Source organism: Streptomyces sp. NPDC002476 (assembly GCF_042889785.1).
Taxonomy (GTDB): Bacteria; Actinomycetota; Actinomycetes; order Streptomycetales; family Streptomycetaceae; genus Streptomyces.
In genome coordinates, this window is sequence record NZ_JBIARH010000007.1 from 56,863 (window position 1) to 75,290 (window position 18,428).

Consider the following 18,428-nt stretch of genomic DNA (forward strand, 5'->3'; position numbering starts at 1 on the left):
TCATCATGAGGAGCACGTCATGAGCGTCTTGACGACCGATCACCCCGCTTGGACCGAGCTGGAGGGCGGTGGCCGTGCACGGGCCGTGTGTACCGGCACCGGGGTGTGGGCCGTGGCGTGGGACAGCGATGGTGTGCACCTGACCTGTGTGGACGGGTCGGAAGACGTGAAGCCGACCGTCGTCACGACCGACCCCGCACGGGTGCCCGCCGATGTCCCGGCTCAGCTCCGGGAGGGGCTGGACGGTCTCGGCGTCACACAGCGGCTGGCCAACCCGTGGCTTTGGGACGCGATCACCACGGCGGTCCTGCGGCAGGTCGTGCGGGCTGAGCAGGCCCGCAAGCTGTACCGGGCGTGGTGCTGGGGGTATGGCTCCCGGTACACCACCCCGTACGGGGAGCTCACTCTCGCGCCCTCGCCCGCCCAGGTCCTGGCCCCGACGGACGACGAGTTCGCAAACATCGGGGCCAAGTTCCATTCGACGGTGCTGCGGGCCGCCGCCGGCCTCTACGAGGCGAATGCCGCGCGGTGGCAGCACCTCGGCGCGCCGGAGCTCACGGCGGCGCTGGTGCGGGTTCCCCGCATCGGGCCGTGGACCGCTGCCGCGGCCGCCTCCGACTTCACCGGCGATTTCGCCGTCTACCCGCACGACGACCTCGCCGTGCGGACCTGGGCGGCGAAGATCGCCCCCACCTACCCGTGGCCGGACAAGAAGGACAAGTCGTTCGGCCCGATGTGGACCGGCTGGGCCGGTCCCGACCGTACTGCTCTGCACAGCTTGACCCTGTCCACGCTCACCTGGGGCTCCCATGCCCGCTGAGAAAGGGATGGACCGATGCAGCAGTTACCGCAGTTACCCCTGATCTCCGGTGCCGACCCGGCGCACCGGATCGATGCCTTGTTCGTGAACGCGCCGCTGCGTGACTACGACCTGCGGCCGCGGACCAACGACTACACGTTGCCGGTGCTGGGCATGGCGTACATCGCGAGTTTCGCAAAGTGCGCGGGGTTCAACGTCGTTGTGCTCGACGCGGAGGCGCACGGGCTCGGTATCGCGCAGACCGCGGACCTCGTCACCGCGGCCAGGCCGCGGTGGGCGGCGTTGAACCTCCTCGCTCCCACGTATGAGATGTCCGCGCGGATCGCGGCCCTCCTGGACCCCGGCATCGCGCTGATGGTCGGCGGGCACCATGCGAAGGCGATGCCGGACCGGGTCCTGGCCGACCCGCGCATGGCCAATCTGCGCGCTCTGGTCCTCGGTGAGGGAGAGCTGCGTGTCGCGGCGCTGCTGGAGGACGAACGGCGGCGCCGGGAACTGCCCGGGGTGCTGTGGCGTGACCCGCTGCTCGGCACCCGGGCCGCCGGCGTCCCGTCCGGCCGCCCGGACCCGCGCCTCCTCGGCCCGGACATCAACGCCCTGCCCTACGTGGATCGGAGTTTCCTGCCCCAGGACCCCTACCGGTCCGCGCCCACGGAGACGGACCGGCACCTGGCGGCGAGCCGCGGCACCACCCTGCTGAGGACGGCCGCGCGCGCCGGGCACGTGGAGGCGAACATCGTCGGCTCCCGGGGCTGCCCGTACAACTGCACCTTCTGCGGTGCCGCGGTGTCCGCGAACCCGGACCTGAGCATCCGGGTCCGTGACCCCGAGAACATCATCGGGGAACTCGACGAGCTGCACGACCGGTTCGGGGTGACCGCGTTCCGGTTTGTCGACGATCTGTTCCTCGGTGCGTCTCGCGTCATCAAGGCGCAGATGGAGGCGTTCACCCGGCACCGTGTAGGCGAGCGGTACGTGTGGGACGCCACCGGGCGCATCAACGTCCTGGACCGGCTCGACGACGCGGAGCTCGACCGGCTCGTGGCCAACGGGCTGCGGGAGGTCGCGCTCGGCGTCGAGTCCGGCAGCGACCGCATCCTGAAGGCGATGGACAAGCGGATCGACGCGGCGATGACCGAACGCGTCGCCCGCCGTCTCGTCGCGCACGGCATCGGCGTCAAGGGCTACTTCATCCTCGGGTTCCCCGGAGAGTCGCAGGACGACCTCGACGCGACCGTCCGCCATATCCGCGCCCTCTGGGACATCGCCGACCACGGTCCGGGCGACGTCCGGGCGAGCGTGTTCGAGTTCCGCCCCTACCCCGGCACCCCCGTCTGGCGGACGCTGATCGACGCCGGCCACTGCCCCGACGACCTCCTGGCGTACGGGGACGTCGACCTCACCCAGGACGGTGCCGACGAGTCCATGCGTCAGCGCGACGAGTTCAACTTCTCCGTCGGCATCCAGTTCGGCGCTGTCCCGCTGCACAAGGTCCGCTCCGCCCTCGCCGCGCTGACCCGCGAGCAGCACCAGCGCAACCACGGGGCGCAAGGGGCGGCGGCATGACCCGGCGCGGACGGTTCATCAGCATCGACGGCCCCAGTGGCGTCGGGAAGTCGACCACCATCAGGGCCCTGCACACCGAACTGACCCGCCGGGGCATCGCGGTGCACCAGACCGTGGAACCGACCAGCAGCGATCTCGGCCGCTTCATCCGCGGCCACTTCGCCGACGTCCGCGGGCACGCCCTGGCCTGCCTCGTGGCCGCGGACCGGTTCGAGCACGTCGACCACGAGATCGAGCCCCGGCTCGCCGCCGGGGGAACGGTGATCACCGACCGATACGTCGCCTCGACCCTCGTCATGCAGCGGCTCGACGGCGTGCCACTCCCGTATCTCCTCGCCCTGACCGGGCCCGTCCTGATGCCGGACCTCGCGGTCATCCTGACCGCGGACCCCGGCCTCATCGCCGAGCGGATAGCCGCGCGCGGGCCCACCAACCGGTTCCACCGCGACCCGACCGCTCCCGGCCGCGAAGTACCGCTGTACGAGGAAGCCGCCCGCGCCCTGCGGACGGCCGGTGTGCCGGTGCTTGTCGTGGACACCGGCACCGCCACACCGTCGGAAGTCGCGGCCGCGATCTCCGGCGCCGTTCCGGACCCGTCGACTACCTCACCACCATCAAAACCGACTATGAGCTAGGAATCATGACACAACGCGCACAACCGGTCATTGACCTCCACATCATCGTCCGCACGGGTGACAAGGTGCTGCTCTCCCAGCGCGGCGGCTCGTACGGCTACGGCCGCTGGCACCTTCCGTCCGGCAAGCTCGACCCGGGCGAACGTCTGACCGAAGGCGCCGCCCGCGAGCTGGCGGAGGAGACCGGCCTGTCCGTCGACCCCGACCATCTGAGCCTGGTGCACGTTGTGCACCACAAGCAGGACGCCGGGAGGATCGGGTTCTTCTTCCTGGCCACCCGGTGGGACGGAGAACCTGACAACCGGGAGCCGGACAAGTGCCTGGCCCTGGAATGGCACACCGTGCACGACCTCCCCGAGGACTTCATCGAGTACCCCCTGGAAGGGCTCCACGGGTACCTGAACGGCGAGAAGACGCTGACCGAGCACGGCTGGACCTGACCGAAAGGAGCGCGGGGCGGGTGGCTGAATACCGGGTGCCCGCCCCGCACGCGGCCCGGCTCATACCCTTCGCACCTGTCACCCAGCACACCCCGGTCACCCCGCCCGGCCGATGGCCGAGCTGCTGGCCCTCGCCTTCGCTCGGCGCGGCATCATGACCCGCCCCTGACGACAGCGCTGGATGCACGAAGCCGCCCGCGCCACGGACACAGACGCCCTCGCCCTCCAGACAGAACCCACTCCGGAAGGGACATTCACCCGATGACGCAGCAGGAACCCGCCCCAACCTCGCCAGCCCTGCCCCGCGCCTGGCTACCCCGCCAGGAGTGGGTCAAGACTCAGCCTCAGGCCCTCGTCGCCTCGTGTGTTCTGCTCCGCGACGAGCACAGCCGCCTTCTCATGTTGCGCTACTCCTCCACCGAACCGGGCTCAGGGAAGTGGTGGCTGCCCGGCGGCATGCTCGACCACGGCGAAGACCCTCTGGCCGCGGTACGGCGCGAGACGTATGAGGAAACCGGCATCACTCTGCGCGGTACCCCGACGCTGATCGGCTACGACCACCGTGCCGACGTCGGCGGCACCGGCCCCGTGGTCGACTTCTACTGGAACGGCGGCACCGTCGCTGACCCGATCCACCTGAGTGGTGAACACGACCGGTACGCCTTTTTCGACCTCAATGACCTCAAGGCAGTGCCCCTTTCCGCGGACACACAGACCCTGGCCGAGCTGTGCGAAGCTGCCGAGACGGGGGCCGTTGTCTGCCTGCGGGAAGGACGGCTCGCTGGATCCGCCTATTCGCCGTTCTAGTGCGTGATCAGCAAACGTTACCCAGGAGGAGCGTCGTCTGGTGCGTGCGATCGCAAGGCGGCCCGGAAGCCGTCATCCGCGCTGGGCTCGAAGATGTGCTGTACGCGCACACCGCGCGGCTCTAGCTGCTCAAGTACTCGCTCTCCATGGCGTACGCGATGCGGCAGGAGGCTGGTCTGCCATGTGGCTCCGCTCTCAGCGATCACTGGTGCGACACCGAGGGCATCACGCCCGGCGCTCGGCAATTGGCCGGTCAGGGCGCAGCCCTGGCCAGCAGTTCGGGTACGCCCTGCGCGGTGCTGAAGCCCCGGAAACGTGGGATGAGTCCATGAACGAGTTCCACACATCTGGGAGCGCCGATACGCTGCGCGAGTTCCAGGGATTCGGTCGCAACGGCGGCGGCGAGGTCGGGCTCGCCAAGGGCGAGATGGGTCTTGGCCCGGTACGCGAGGAAGACGCCGCGGGTCTTGTCGCGGCTCGGGGGCAGGAGGGCTTGGCCTTCCTTGATGAGTTGGTGGGCTCGGCGGGTTTCGCCCAGGTCGTTGAGGCTCTGACCCGAATCTACGGCGAGATCTGCCTCGGAGAGCCACGAACACCACCCGGGAATGGGGTCGCGGGTCGGTGTACTGAGAAGGTGCTCGGCCGCACTAAGGGCCCGAAGCGTGGCGCGCCGTTCGCCCTGCACTGCCAGGGAGCGGGCGAGACGAAGCTGGAGCAGCGACCGGGCGGCGGGGTGATAGGTGCGAGTGAGCGCGCGTTCCAGGATGCGGGCGGCCGTTCGAGGGTCATCGCGCCAGGAGGCTTGGTAGGCAAGGTCGCTGAGAAGAGCCGCACCCATGTCGTGGTCGCCGCTGGCGTGCGCGCTATGGAGACCGGCGATCCAGAATCGGCTGGCTTCGCCGTGGAGCCCGTGGTCGAAGCGGTGCCAGGCCACTGTCTGGGAGAGGCTTGCGGCCAGGGCGTGCAGTCGGATTCCAAGCGGCGGCGAGTACCGGCCGTCGGAGATCAGGTCGGTCACAGTTGTCAGATAGGCGTCAAGCAGCGGCCCGGTGTGTTGTCGCTGCTGAGTGGCCAGAGTCGCGAGCTGCGTGCTGGTTTGCTCCAGCAGAGCAACGAAGTCCTCATCAACGGCTTTGCCCCAGGCACGTTCGGTGGCCTCCGACCATGTGTCGGTGGCCCAGGCCCCGGCCAAGGTGACCAGGGCCGTGCCGGAGATCGCGGAAAGGACAGTACGGCGGGATCGGTCCATCGATGCTCTCAATGCTTCTCGCAGGGCTGGAAGGGTGCTGGCGGGAGCCAGTGGGATCACACCGGCGTCGGGCAGCCAGTTCGGCCACGCCTTCACGTCGACTTCCTCAAGGGGAACCCCGAACACCTCAGCGATGTACTCCTGGAATTCCCGGTCCGGTGTGATACCGGCGACTTCCCACTTGCGGACGCGCTGTTTATCTACACCAGACCGAAGGCCCCGGCGTTCAGCCGCGGCGCGGATTTCGCGGGCGAGGTCAGGACCAGTCATCCCGCGCGCGGTTCGGGCCAGTGCCAGGGGGTGGGTGTTCTCAGTCACACCGTCATCCAATCAGCAGCCTCTCCGCAGAACGTAGCTGCGAACCAGCCGGGACTACCGCCGGGACTACCGGCAACTCCTCCCGTGCTGCGATCAGTTGAGCGAAGCTCGTTCAGCCCGGCGAAGAACTTGCGCGCTGTCGGCAAGTATCCGGCGGTTCAACGTCGGGCCTGGATGGCGATCGCGCCCCCGGCGCCCTGGTGTCCGGTCAAGCAGGCGCAGCGGCTTCAGCCCGTCTGGGGCAGCGGCTGCCGCGTAGGGGGCGACGAGAGGCGCGGTTACCCGGGTCTGTGCGCCCGGCCGTAGTGGGACGTTTTCTGAAGGGAGATCAACATGCAGTCGGTGACGAACCCGGCGTTCTCGGTCGGACCTGCGCCCGGTGCACGGCTCGGCCTGCAGACGTGGCTGGTCACGCCGGGGGTCACGCCCCAGCGGTTCTCCATGTCCGTCGCGTCCGGTGCTGATGTGGCGCTGCTGGACCTGGAGGACTCGGTTCCTGCGGGGGCCAAGGACGGTGCTCGCGCGGACGTGCTTACCTTCCTCGAGTGCTTCGAGGGGCGGCCGACGGCTGGCGCCGGTCCATTGCTGGGGGTGCGTATCAACGCGGCGCAGTCGCTCCACGGTCTGAGGGACCTCGCCGCGATGGCCGAACGTGGTCTGTGGCCGGACCTGCTCCTGGTGCCCAAGGTCGAATCTTCGAGTGATGTCGAACTCGTGACGCAGGCTGCCGGCAGATGTGGCCCGCAGACGCAGATCTGGGCGCTGATCGAGTCGCCGCGGGCGATCATGAACCTGTCCGGCATTGTGCGCGCCCGGGGCCTGTCGGGGGTGCTGTTCGGGGCGGCCGACTACGCGGCTGCCACCGGGTGCCGGATCACGACCAGGGCCATGTGGTATCCGCGTAGCGTGCTTGCTGCCGCTGCGGCATCGGTGGGCCTTCCCGCCGTGGATTCCCCGTGCTTCTCGCTCGAAGCCCCGGACGCGCTGCGGCGGGAGGCGAGCGAGGCTGCCGAGCTCGGCTTCGTCGGCAAGGTCGCCATCCACCCTCGGCAGCTCCCGGTGATCAGGGAGGCGTTCGCTCCCAGCCAGAACGAGCTGGAGGCGGCATGCGCCGTGCTCGCGGCGGCCGAGACAGCGGACGGAGGCATCACCACGGCGGATGGCGCGATGGTGGGGCCGCCCCTGGTCGCGGCGGCGCGCGCCGTGGTCACTCGGGCCCGCGGCTCGTTCACCGCCCCGGCTGGGAAGGCAAGCTGATGACGGATGACCGTATCCCGCGCGGCTTCCGGCGCGTCGGAGTCAGTCAGGTCCGCGAGGTCGTCGGGCTGGGCCTCGACGAATTCGCCCCGGGTCTGGTCATCGAGCACCGGCCGGCGCGGACCGTGACCGAGACTGAGCACGTCCAGGTCCTCGCGCTGATGGGCAACGAGGCGCCCATTCACTCCGACGCCGAGTTCTGCCGCCGCACCGGGCACGAACGGGTCCTGGTGTGCGGCATGCTCACCCTCAACATCGTGCTGGGCATGACGGTGCGCTCCACCAGCGGCATGACCACCGGCAACATCGCCTTGGATGAGGTGCGCTTCGAGAAACCCGTGCACGTCGGCGACACCCTGCGTTCCCAGAGCACCGTGCTCGCCGCCCGCCGATCCTCGAGCCGCCCGGACCAGGGCATCGTCACCTGCCGCATCGAGGGGTTCAACCAGAACGACCAGCGGGTCGTCAGCTGCACCCGCACCTTCTTCGTCCCCGCGGCCCCCAACACCCTGCGCGACGCCACGAACTATTAGAAGGGAGCACCGATCCATGGAACTGACGTTCACCGAGGCCGACCCCGCCCTGTGGGAGGAGTACGACGCCCTTGCCCGACGTGCCTACGGCCAGGCCGTGCCCGACATCGCGCGCCTTGGCCGGCACGCCGACCGGCGGGTGGCGCTGCGCGGCGGCAGGGTCGTCGCCGGAGGCCTGGGCCTGCTGATCCCGCAGTGGTTCGGGGGCCGCCCGGTCCCCAGCGCGAGCATGGCGTGCGGCTGCGTCGCCCCGGAGGAACGGGGCGGCCGGCTCGCGGCCCGGCTGGCCGACGAGCGGCTGCGTGCGCTGCGGGAGCAGGGCGCGGTCCTTGCCACGCTGTGGACGGCGTCCAACGGCTACGTGCGCCGGATGGGCTGGGAAGCCCCGGCGCAGGTCTTCTCCTGGACGGTGCCGACCGACGCTCTGAAGGAGTCGAGGGCCGACACCATGGAGATCACTTTCGGTGACAGTGACGGGCTGGCGAAGCTGCGCGAGGAGCTGGCCGGGCGGTGGAACGGTCCATGGCAGCGGCCTGGCTGGTGGAGCGGCTGGCAGCAGGACCAGCACCCGGACCTGTCCACGTACGCGTTCGCCGCGCCGGGCGGGCCGACGAGCGGGGTGCTCGCAGTGGCCGTGAAGCGGCACCCGGACGACGGGCGGCAACTGGTCGTTCACGACTTCTGGGTAGCCGACCACCCGACTGCCGCCGCGATGCTCTCCTTCCTCGGCCGCCACCACAGCCGCATCCCCACCGTCGCGTTCGAGCGCACCGGCCTGCCGCCCGGCACACTGCTGCTGCACCGGCTCGGGAAAGGCAGCGCCGCTGCCGCCCGGGCCTGGCATCCCTGGATGCTGCGGGTCCTTGACCCGTGCCGCGCTGTGGAGCTGCGCGGCTGGCCCGAGGACGTCGACGCCGAGATCGTGCTGGACCTCGTTGCGGCAGACGGTTCCGGCGCCGACCGGTACACCCTGCGGATCGGCGGCGGCCAGGGGGAGCTCCGCCCCGGCGGCGGCACCGTCGACGTCACCTTGACGGCGGGGCAGTTCGCCGTCTGGTACGCCGGCGGGTACCGCGGTGCGGCGGCCGCCGCACTGGCCGGGCTGCGCGGAGAGCCGGCCACGATTGCCCGCCTGCTGGCCGCCACCGGCGACAGGGAGCCGTGGCTCGCCGACTACTTCTGACCCCGGTGCCTGCCGGGCCAATCGCACCGCAGACCGTTCCGCTTGTCGGACCTGCCGCGAAGGCAGGCCGTGTTGAACCAGAACGGGCCCATTGCGCGCATGCCCCGACCAGTTCTTCCCGCTTCCTGTTCGGAGACGTCCATCCCATGACCGAGAAGCCCTTCCCGCCCGAGCTGCGTGCCTGGGCCGCCGACTACCTGTCCGGCCTGGACACGATCGAGGACCGCTCCTGGCCCCGGAACAGCTCGCGGGTGTGGCGCGTGGCCGCCGGGCCGCGCTCCGCCTTCGTGAAGCTCAGCCCCAGCGAGCTTGACTACGACCGCGAGGTCGCCGGATACGCCTACACCAGGCGGGCCTTGACCGAACACCAGGCACCGCGCCTGCTGGCCGCCGACCCGCACCTGCGTGCGCTTCTGAGTTCGCCGCTGCCGGGCCAGGTCGTCCGGGATCTGCCACTGGACCTGGATGTCGAGCTGCGCCTGCACGAAAACGCCGGACGGCTGCTGCGCCTCTGGCACGACGCCTCGGACTCCGGGTCGGCCGCAGACCGCGCCGCCGTGCGCGCGGCGATGCAGGAGCAGGCCCGGGAGGCCGCCGACTGTTTGGAGGACACTGCGGCGCACCTGGCCGCGGACCGGATCGCGTTGGTCGAAGCCGCGTCGAAGAACCTGGTGGAACTGGCCGAGCACGTGCCGCTGGTATTCCGGCACGGCGACTATGCGACCCGGAACTGGCTGTACGACGCCAAGACCGGCCGTCATGGCCTGATCGACTTCGCGATGGCCCGGTACGGCGTCGCCGCCGAGGAGTTCGTGTGGCTGGGTGGCGCCGTCTGGCCCACGCGCCCCGACCTCAAGGACGCCTACTTCACCGGCTACGGCCGTCCGCTGACGCAGGGGGAGGAACAGCTGCTGCGGCTGCTGATTGTCCGGCTCGGTGTCTCCTACCTGCGCAACGGCCTGGTCCAGGGGCGCGGAGACCTCGTGGCGCGTGGTCACCTCATCCTTGACCGGATGGCCTCCCACCGCCTGTAGCCGATCACGCGCGGGGCCGGTGCCAGCCGCGGCGTCCACGCACCGTCGCCGGTCCCCACCCCCTAGCCCGCCCCGAAGCGACAGGAGTTGGTCATCACCTCATGTCCGACTTGCCCGGCGGTCATTGACCGCCGTGTGGAGCGGTGTCCCGGAGCATCTGCTCGCCGCATTTTCGCGTCAGCTGGGCTAGCCGCCTGGCACACCCTGGTCCTCGACGTCCCCGGGCCCGGTGTTCGTCAGGGCGACACCAGTGTCCAACCGGCGCGCGCACACCCTGGCATCTGAGGCGCACATCGCACCGATGGCCACCGCACTGACCCGGGGCCGCGCAAAGCAGGCCACTACGTGCACTTCCGAGCACCGCCCGGAGCAGGACAGCGAGTTTCCGGCCTGCGCAGCGCTGGCACCGCTTCCGCATCCTCACCTGATCCGCATCCTCTCGTTCGACCGGCCGCCGCTACGCGGCCGGTGCCTTCGTCCACGCCGATTCATAGGGAGAGCCATGTCTGAACCCGCCCGCCACAGAAGCACCCGAGGCACGGCGCCGCCCGATCCGGACCCGGTGGCCGTGCGGATGCCGATCAAGGATCTGGAGTCGCTGATGGCCGAGGTGTGTGCCGCCGCCGGCGTGTCGGAAGAGGAGTCCAGCCGGGTGGTGCGGCACTACCTGGCTGGGGAACTGCGAGGCAAGCCCTCGCACGGGGTCGCGAAGTTCGCCTTCGAGTCGCGGTTCTTCCCCGAGCGCCAGGCCCCGCCCGAGGTGGTCCGCGAGCGCGGCGTGTTCGCGGTCATCAACGCACACCGCGAGATCGGGCCGCTCAGCGCCGACTTCGCCGTCCGTGTGGCCGTGGAGCGGGCCAGGCTGTTCGGCGCGGGCATGGTCGGAATGATCAACACCCAGCGGTACGGGATTCTCGCCGACTGGAGTGAGGCGATCGCCCGGCGCGGACTGATCGGGATCGCCATGAACACCTCACGGGCCGAGGCCGTCGCGGCCGGCGGCCGCACCCCGGTGGTCGGCGTCAACCCCCTCTCCTTCGCCCTGCCGACCCTTGACGAGCCGCTCGGCGCGGACATGGGCACCACCCTGGCGCCGATGGGCGTGCTGTGGGAGCACCGGCGCTCCGGCCGGCCGCTGCCGCCCCGCTGCTTCGTCGACGCCGACGGCCAGCCCACCCGCGACCCTAACGACGCGGTCTGCGCCGTCGTGTTCGGCGACCACCGCGGCTTCGCCCTCTCCCTGCTCCTGCAGGCCCTGACCGGTTCCCTGTTCGGCTTCCCCATGGGCAGCGACGTGGACGGCACCTACACCACCGGCTACGCCTTCATTGCCCTCGACCCCGACTTCGTCGGCCCCGAGCGTACGGCCGCCGCCGCGAACACCCGCCTCGTCAAGCAGCTGCGCGCCGCGAGCACTGCCGACGGCGACACATGGCGCCTGCCGGGTGAACAGGCCCGGGTCCTCGCCGCCGCGGCCCGGGCGGCCGGCGTCGTCGAGATCCCCGCCCCGGTTCTGGCACGCCTGCGCGCCCGCGCCGCCGGCGACTTCACTTCCGACTGACAGCCACCTGGAGTCCACTATGCAGTTCCACTGGTTCCTGCCCACCGCCAGTGACGGCCGCACCCTGATGACCGGGATGCGAGGTACCCACGGCCCCGGCCACGACGGCGAGGCCGCGGACACCGGCTCCGACCGGCACCGCGCCCCCAACCTTCCATATATGACGCAGATCGCGCAGGCCGCCGAGCACATGGGCTTCGAGGCGATCCTCACCCCCGTCGGCACGTTCTGCGAGGACGCCTGGCTGACTTGTGCAGCCCTCGCCCAGGAAACCGAGCGCCTGAAGTTCCTGGTCGCGCTGCGCCCGGACGCGATATCCCCCACCCTGGCGGCCCAGATGGCCGCCACCTTCCAGCGCCACTGGCGGGGCCGCCTGCTGCTGAACGTGGTGACCGGCGGAGAGGCGGCCGAGCAGGCCCGCTTCGGCGACCACCTGGACAAGGCGCAGCGGTACGCGCGCACAGCCGAGTGGCTCACCGTGCTGCGCGGTGCCTGGTCCGGCGAACCGTTCGACTTCACCGGCGCGCACTACGACGTGCGCGGCGCCACCGTCTTCGCCCCGCCCGAACCGCTGCCCGGCGTGTACTTCGGCGGCTCGTCGCTGGAGGCCGGCCCGGTCGCGGCCCGCCACGCGGACACCTACCTCACCTGGGGCGAGCCGCCTGCCCAGGTCGCGGCCAAGATGGAGCGGATCCGTGCCCTGGCCGCGGCCGAGGGGCGCACCGTGCGGTTCGGTATCCGGTTCCACGTCGTCGCCCGCGACACCTCCGCGCAGGCGTGGGCCGCCGCCGAGCACCTCGTGGCCGGGATCGATCCGGCACAGGTCGAGCGGGTGCAGGCGACGCTCGCTGCCAGTCAGTCCACCGGGCAGGCCCGTATGAGCAGCCTGCACGCCGCCTACCGCGGCAGTGGCCGTACCGCGGACCTGGAGATCTACCCGAACGTGTGGGCCGGGGTGGGGCTGCTGCGCGGCGGTGCGGGCACCGCGCTGGTCGGCTCCCACCGAGAGGTCGCCGACCGGATCGCCGAGTACGCGGCCCTGGGCATCGAGGAGTTCATCCTGTCCGGGTTTCCACACCTGGAGGAGGCGTACCAGGTCGGCGAAGGCGTCCTTCCGCTGCTGGGCGCGGGCACGGCGGTGCGCCGGTGAGCGCCGTGAACGTGCTGGTGATCGGAGTCGGCCCGCACACCCGCCTCAACCACCTGCCCGCGCTCGCCGCCGCCCAGGACGCAGGCCTCGCAGGTACCCTCACAGGCGTCGACCTTCCCCACCTCGCCGGCACGTTGGTCGACTACGGCGCGCCCGGCAGGCTGCGGCGGATGCCGGTCATTGCGGTGGAGGCGTTCCCCGCCGCCCGCTCTACCCTGCCCCGCCGGGTGAGCGGCGTGCTGGACGATGTGGTGGCCCGCGAACAGGTCGGCGCGGTCGTCGTGGCGACCGAACCGTCCGTGCACCTGCCGTATGCGCTGTGGGCGATCGGGCGGGACCTGCCGGTGCTGCTGGACAAGCCGCTGACCACCCACCCGGGTGCGTCCACCGACCCGGCCGCCGCCAGGGCGATCGCCGACGACTTCGACACCCTCTTGGATGCCTACCGCCGAGCCTGTCAGCGTGATCCGCGGATGGTGGTCAGCGTGCTGAGCCAGCGCCGATGGCACCCGGCCTTCCGCACCATGCGGGAGCTGATCGCCGAGGTTGCCGAGGCCACGAACTGCCCGGTCACCTCGGTCCAGTCCAACCACGGCGACGGTCAGTGGCGGCTGCCGGACGAGCTCGTCGACCTGAGCTACCACGGCTTTGACCGCGGGTACGGAAAGGCTTCGCACTCCGGCTACCACCACTTCGACACCGTGCCCTGGCTGCTGGCCGCCGGCGAGCGCCCGGGCAAGGAGATCGACGAGATCGAAGTCCACGCGGCCTGCACCCGCCCCGCCGACAGCCTCGCCCAGCTCACCGTCGCCGACCATGAACGGCTCCTGCCCGGCTTCGCCGACCGCAACCCGTACTCCGCCGCCGACCTCGAACGGCTCACCACCGGCTTCGGGGAAGTCGACGTGTTCCTCAACGTGGCCTACCGCAGCCGCGGGCGGATGATGACGCTCGCCAGCAGCAACCTCGCGCACAGCACCTTCTCCCAGCGCGGCAACCTCCACCCGGTGACGAGCGGCCTCTACAAGGGCAACGGCCGTATCGGACAGGAAACGCACATCATCCAGCAAGGCCCCTTCCAGGCCCTGCACCTGCACGTCCTCCAGACCCTCCACGACAATCAGGGCATCGACCCGACGGCGCCGGGCGGCGCCGACCACATCGCCCTGCACGTCTTCCGCAACAACCAGTTGCGCCCCGACTGGGAGCGGCACCGCACCCTCGGCTTCGCCGACCTGAGCCAAGGCAACGGACCGGCTGCGGTGCTGCCGACCCAGCGCTCGGCCCGTACCCACGCCGTCACCGAGTTCCTCGCCTACCTCGCCGGCAGCATCCCCCGGACCGGGCTGACCTCCGATCTGGCCGACCACCGGCGCTCCGCCCGGCTGATGTCCGCGGCCTACCTGTCGATGGCCCACCGCTTCACCAGCGGCCACCCCGCCACCGCGGCACTCGACTTCCACCCCGCACCGGCCCTGGTCTCCGACCGAACCCTCGCCGCGATCGGAGCAGCACAATGACCGAGACCATATCCACCAGCAGGGCCACACTGGACCTGCACGCGCTCCTCGGCCCGCATCTTCAGCAGGTCCTCACCGCGTGCCAACCACACACCGGGACCGTCACCCGGATCGAGGCGTGCACCGGCGGCAACGTCAGCCACGTCGCCCGGATCCACGGCGAAAACGGCCAGGTCATCGTCAAGGTCCGCGGCCGCCGCTTTGCCCGGATCAAGCACATCAGCACCGATCCGGCGCTCATCGCCGTCGAACACCGGGCCCTGACGCTCTACCACCAAGCGCTGCCCGACCTGTTCCCGCAGATCCTCGCGTTCCTCCCCGACGCGTACGCCATGGTGATCACCGATGTGTTCCCCGACGGCCGTAGCTGGCGCGAACACCTGGACGAACGGCTGGCCACCGCCGAGGAGTGCGCGCGGCTCGGCTACGCACTCACCCGGATCCACCACGCCACCACCGGCCTGCCCCCGGTGAGAGAAGGCGACGGCGACGACCGCTTCCGCGAGGAGCACGCCTACGGCTACTGCCTGCGAACCGCCGGACACCCGGTGCTGAACGACGCCTGCCGCCGCCTGGATGCCCTGCCCGGACGACAGCTCGTCCTCGGCGACGTCTGTCCCAAGAACCTCAGCCTCGCCTCCGGTCGGGCCGCGTTCGTCGACCTCGACAACGTCCACCTGGGCTCCCCGCTGTACGACGTCGGCTACCTCCTCGCCCACATCGTGCTCCACCACCTGACCCGACCCGCGGCCCAGCACAAGGTCGCCACTGCGTTCCTCGACGCCTACACCCTCCCCGGCCCCGCCCGGCCGTGGCGCTCGGACGCACTGCTGGCCGCAGTCACCGCCGGGGTCATGCTGTACCGGCTGGAGGCCCGCGTCGTCCCCTACCCGCCCACTGCCCCGCCCGCGACCACCGATCGCTTCCGCCGCCAGATCCTGCACCTGCTGGACACCAGTCCGTTCACCGTCACCGACCTGCTGGACGCCGCCGCGCAGCGGGAGATGCCATGAGCACCCCCTTCGCCCCGGCCGCCGACCGCCACGACCGCGCCGCGCTCGCCGAACTACGCGCCCGCGGCATCCACGCGAACGACATCCAGTCCCTCGCCCGCGACCAGAGCCCGTTCGCCCGGCCCACCCGGTCCTGGGTCCAACACCTCGCCGGAGGCATCGACCTCACCGCCCGGCCGGTCGATCTCGGCAACGGATGCTTCACCAACGCCTACACCCTGGACGTCGACCTCGACCGGGCCGTGTGCCGCCCCGTCTCCTCTCCGGCCGGCTTCCACCTACGCGACCTCGTCGGCGGCAGCACGATCGCCGCGGTCAGCGGCGCGTTCTCCTTCATCTCCGACGACCCCGGCTACCAGCCCGCCGAGCCCTGCCTCGACCTCACCATCCGCGACGGCCGCACCGCCAGCCTCCCGACCGCCGACAAGCCCGCCTTCCTTCTCCACCACGGCCGCCCGACGGTACGCGCCCTGGCCTCCACCGGCACGCTCACCATCGCGGGCCACCCGCACACCTGGACCGGATCCAAGCACCAACACCAGTCCCGACCCGGCAAGTTCACCGTGTTCGGCGCCGCGAACTGCCGAATCCGCTACCGCGACGATCCCCGCACAGGATTTCAACGAGACGTGGACCCTGCCGCCAACATCACCCCCCGTCACCCCGACGCGCTCGACTGCATCATCACCGGCACCAGTGCAGGGCTGCGCATCGCCGCCCTGCACCGCGGCGGCGGTACCGACCTGTTCACCGGCGCCTTCATACTGCGCGCCCACCGGCCCTGGCCCACCCACCTCACCCTCGGCGCCCCGGTCCACGTCACCTCCCTCGACACCCTCAACACCGCCGACATCGGCGGCGCCCTCTCCCTCGGCCCCACCGCAGCCGACGCCGCCGTCGGCCACACCGACGCCTGGGACCAGAGCCTCGGCGCCTCCCCCTTCCGCCCCGGCGCCCGCTACGCCCGCACCCTGCTCACCCTGAACGACCGCCGGCTCACCCTGATCGTCCTCGACGGAGCACCCCTGACCCGCACCTTCCAGGGCGTCACCGCTGAGGAGACCGCCGACCTGTGTGTGAAGGCCGGCTTCGACCCAGCCACCGTGTTCCATCTCGACGGAGGCCAGACCTCCAAGATCGCCTACACCCGCGGCCGCCAGGCCGACGTCGTCGGCGGCCTCCACTACCTGCAATGGCCCCAGCACCCGCACCAGCCGTTCCGCTGGCGCGGCCTCGACGGCCGCCGGCTGCGCAGCGCCCTGGAAATCACCACCCTCGAGGAGCCCCGTTGAACCCGCCCTCCCGATCCGTCCTCATCGTGGTCGCGCATCCCGACGACGCCGAACTCGCGATGGGCATGCAACTGCTCGACCATGCCCGCGCAGGCGACCGGGTCCGTGTCCACTGCCTGACCACCGGACACCCCCGGGACGGCGACACGCGCCGCTCCGAGTGCCTGGCCGCCGCAAAGATCCTCGGGGTCACGGGCTACACCTTCTCCGCCATCCCCGACACCCGCTTCGTCGAGCACCGAGGCCGGATCAACGCCGACCTGTTCGCTGTCTTCACTCAGGACCGCCCCGACATCGTCTACACACACTTCCCCGACGACCAGCACCTCGACCACGCCGTCACCGGCGAGGAAACCACCACCGTCGCCCTCCGCGAAACCAACGACCTGATCTACTTCCGCTCCCCTTACAGCCGTAACTTCGAGCCCAACCGATTCTTCACCGGCACTCCCGACCTCCTCGCCGCGAAGGAAGCCGCCTTGCGCTGCTTCACCTCCCAACAGCAGCTCGACATGGGCCTCTTCCGTACCCTGACCGCGATCGCCTACCGCCAGCACATGCACCACCGCATCGTCGAGCGCCTCCCCGACAACGCCCACGGCGCCGAAATGTTCCGAACTGCCCGTCAGATCATCCACGCCACGGCCAGCCCGTAGCCGCCACTCTGCACAAGACGTCGCAACGAGGACACTCGGCCCGAGCAAGACCGGGAAAGGCCGCCGTGAGCAACCACCTCGAACAGGGGCAAGCCCCGGCCCTCTCCCCACTCAGCAAGCCGCTCGGAACCGGCCGCTGCCGAACACCCTCCCCCTTCCGGCCCCACAGGAATCGGCAACAGACCAATACGGCCAGCCGCCTGACGCCGCGTCCTGCACGCCGACCACGCCCCGGCCTCCAGCCTCCACCACGCCCAGCCCACTGGCACTGCCGTCGGCGGCGCCAGCGCGCCTCGCGCCCTACCGGGCAGCAGAACCTCCCATCCACGCCCACAGCAAAGGCAGTCCTCCGAACCACTGGCGCACCCACCCCCGGGGCGAAATGCCCACTTACCACGATCGGAGAAACAACATGACCAGCGCCGACACCCAACTCAACGAACCATCGGCGCGTTGATGGCAGACGAGAAGTACGGCGCCTCTCGCCACGCCGGAGCAGGCCCTCGAGCTGTTCAACTGGGGCCTCTCGGACGCGTTTCAGCTCTACGCCGTCCACAGAGTCCGCCGCAGCCTCGGCCTTCCCCGGGCCGTCGCCCCAATCACCTGGTAGCTGCCCGTCCCGGCGTTTTCGGCCAACGCCACCTCCATGCCCCACGCTTGCAGGCCTTGAAAACGGTGCACTTGGGCGTCGTCCCACGTGTCCATTCCTGGGGTTCACAGTTCGGCTGAAACACACACGTTCGAAACCCAGGCTGGCTCGTTGAGTCTTCTGCCCCCTGGCCGCGACTGACAAGGGAGACCCATTTGACCTCGGCCAAGAATGAAGATCCGAACGCAGGACCATCTGAGAGAACCACATCAGACGAAAAAGACAGCGCCCCGGAAGAGGAGTTCCTCTTCCGGGACGAGTCCCGGCTCCAGGCCGGTACGCAGTTGACGACCGGCACGATGGCGCGGCGGTTGCCCGCGCTCGTGGGGCGGTCGCTGGGGATGGCGTGGCGGGTGGACCGGGGCGCGACGGCCGGGCTGCTGGCGTGCCAGTTCGGAACGGGGGTACTCGCGGCGCTGGGGCTGTTCGCGGTCACGGGGACTATCAGCGCGCTCGTCGCGTCGGGTGACATCACCGAACGCCTGTGGGTGGCGGCTCCGCAGTTGGCGGTCATTGCCGCGGCGGCCGGTCTGCGTGCGCTGCTGGGGATCGCGGTGACGTGGCTGACTGGTCGGCTGCGCCCCGTGCTGGCCCGGGCGGCGGAGGTCACTATGATCGAGGCGGCGCTCGGCGCCGAACTCGCGGCGAACAACCGGCCGGGCTACAACGACTCAAGAGACGCCGGCGGTGCGGTGGTCGTGGTCATGCGGGGTGGGTCCGTGAGGGCCTCGTCCGCTCCTGAAGG

At 70.5% G+C, this 18,428-nt stretch carries 16 protein-coding genes and 1 pseudogene; 16 read left to right on the forward strand and 1 reads right to left on the reverse strand.

Going from position 1 to position 18,428, the window contains the following annotated elements; translation table 11 throughout:
- Nucleotides 1–19: 19 nt before the first annotated feature.
- From ACFYXM_RS10725 to ACFYXM_RS10745, 5 genes are all read left to right on the forward strand, one after another.
- Nucleotides 20–820, forward strand: a complete 801-nt coding sequence (locus tag ACFYXM_RS10725) for a hypothetical protein (RefSeq protein WP_389288622.1) — start codon at nucleotides 20–22, stop codon at nucleotides 818–820.
- 15 nt (nucleotides 821–835) lie between these two features.
- Nucleotides 836–2,386 (forward strand): B12-binding domain-containing radical SAM protein, encoded by a 1,551-nt coding sequence (locus tag ACFYXM_RS10730; protein ID WP_389288623.1) that lies wholly within the window; start codon nucleotides 836–838, stop codon nucleotides 2,384–2,386.
- The gene (gene tmk / locus ACFYXM_RS10735) at nucleotides 2,383–3,021 is read left to right on the forward strand and encodes a dTMP kinase (protein ID WP_389288624.1); all 639 of its coding nucleotides are present in this window, start codon (nucleotides 2,383–2,385) and stop codon (nucleotides 3,019–3,021) included. The genes ACFYXM_RS10730 and tmk overlap by 4 nt, the downstream gene beginning before the upstream one ends.
- Before the next feature lie 5 nt (nucleotides 3,022–3,026).
- Nucleotides 3,027–3,461 carry an NUDIX domain-containing protein gene (locus ACFYXM_RS10740; RefSeq protein WP_389288625.1) on the forward strand — a complete coding sequence of 145 codons (435 nt, stop codon included), beginning with the start codon at nucleotides 3,027–3,029 and terminating at the stop codon, nucleotides 3,459–3,461.
- A 261-nt stretch (nucleotides 3,462–3,722) separates the two neighbouring features.
- Complete coding sequence (locus ACFYXM_RS10745; protein WP_389288626.1) at nucleotides 3,723–4,268, forward strand: NUDIX hydrolase; 546 nt, start codon at nucleotides 3,723–3,725, stop codon at nucleotides 4,266–4,268.
- 253 nt (nucleotides 4,269–4,521) lie between these two features.
- Here ACFYXM_RS10745 and ACFYXM_RS10750 read toward each other — a convergent pair whose 3' ends face one another.
- Entirely contained in the window at nucleotides 4,522–5,835 is a 1,314-nt protein-coding gene (locus ACFYXM_RS10750) for an XRE family transcriptional regulator (protein WP_389288627.1), read from the reverse strand.
- 333 nt (nucleotides 5,836–6,168) lie between these two features.
- On the opposite strand from ACFYXM_RS10750, the gene ACFYXM_RS10755 reads away from it, so the two are divergent.
- From ACFYXM_RS10755 to ACFYXM_RS10805, 11 genes and pseudogenes are all read left to right on the forward strand, one after another.
- Complete coding sequence (locus ACFYXM_RS10755) at nucleotides 6,169–7,092, forward strand: HpcH/HpaI aldolase/citrate lyase family protein (protein WP_389288628.1); 924 nt, start codon at nucleotides 6,169–6,171, stop codon at nucleotides 7,090–7,092.
- The gene (locus ACFYXM_RS10760) at nucleotides 7,092–7,625 is read left to right on the forward strand and encodes a MaoC family dehydratase (protein WP_389288629.1); all 534 of its coding nucleotides are present in this window, start codon (nucleotides 7,092–7,094) and stop codon (nucleotides 7,623–7,625) included. The genes ACFYXM_RS10755 and ACFYXM_RS10760 overlap by 1 nt, the downstream gene beginning before the upstream one ends.
- 16 nt (nucleotides 7,626–7,641) lie before the next feature.
- Entirely contained in the window at nucleotides 7,642–8,808 is a 1,167-nt protein-coding gene (gene eis / locus ACFYXM_RS10765) for an enhanced intracellular survival protein Eis (protein WP_389288630.1), read from the forward strand.
- Nucleotides 8,809–8,954: 146 nt separating this feature from the next.
- Entirely contained in the window at nucleotides 8,955–9,842 is an 888-nt protein-coding gene (locus ACFYXM_RS10770) for an aminoglycoside phosphotransferase family protein (protein WP_389288631.1), read from the forward strand.
- A 502-nt stretch (nucleotides 9,843–10,344) separates the two neighbouring features.
- Complete coding sequence (locus tag ACFYXM_RS10775) at nucleotides 10,345–11,403, forward strand: Ldh family oxidoreductase (RefSeq protein WP_389288632.1); 1,059 nt, start codon at nucleotides 10,345–10,347, stop codon at nucleotides 11,401–11,403.
- A 19-nt stretch (nucleotides 11,404–11,422) separates the two neighbouring features.
- Entirely contained in the window at nucleotides 11,423–12,553 is a 1,131-nt protein-coding gene (locus ACFYXM_RS10780; protein ID WP_389288633.1) for an LLM class flavin-dependent oxidoreductase, read from the forward strand.
- A complete protein-coding gene (locus ACFYXM_RS10785; protein WP_389288634.1) occupies nucleotides 12,550–14,073 on the forward strand; it encodes a Gfo/Idh/MocA family oxidoreductase in 1,524 nt (507 codons plus the stop codon). The genes ACFYXM_RS10780 and ACFYXM_RS10785 overlap by 4 nt, the downstream gene beginning before the upstream one ends.
- Nucleotides 14,070–15,086, forward strand: a complete 1,017-nt coding sequence (locus ACFYXM_RS10790; RefSeq protein WP_389288635.1) for an aminoglycoside phosphotransferase family protein — start codon at nucleotides 14,070–14,072, stop codon at nucleotides 15,084–15,086. The genes ACFYXM_RS10785 and ACFYXM_RS10790 overlap by 4 nt, the downstream gene beginning before the upstream one ends.
- Nucleotides 15,083–16,378: a hypothetical protein gene (locus ACFYXM_RS10795; RefSeq protein WP_389288636.1), complete on the forward strand. Its 1,296-nt coding sequence runs from the start codon at nucleotides 15,083–15,085 to the stop codon at nucleotides 16,376–16,378. Before ACFYXM_RS10790 ends, ACFYXM_RS10795 begins: the two co-directional genes overlap by 4 nt.
- Nucleotides 16,375–17,034 carry a PIG-L deacetylase family protein gene (locus ACFYXM_RS10800; RefSeq protein WP_389288637.1) on the forward strand — a complete coding sequence of 220 codons (660 nt, stop codon included), beginning with the start codon at nucleotides 16,375–16,377 and terminating at the stop codon, nucleotides 17,032–17,034. The genes ACFYXM_RS10795 and ACFYXM_RS10800 overlap by 4 nt, the downstream gene beginning before the upstream one ends.
- Before the next feature lie 804 nt (nucleotides 17,035–17,838).
- A pseudogene (locus tag ACFYXM_RS10805) lies at nucleotides 17,839–18,363 on the forward strand (ABC transporter); the annotation flags it as partial.
- Nucleotides 18,364–18,428: the final 65 nt, after the last annotated feature.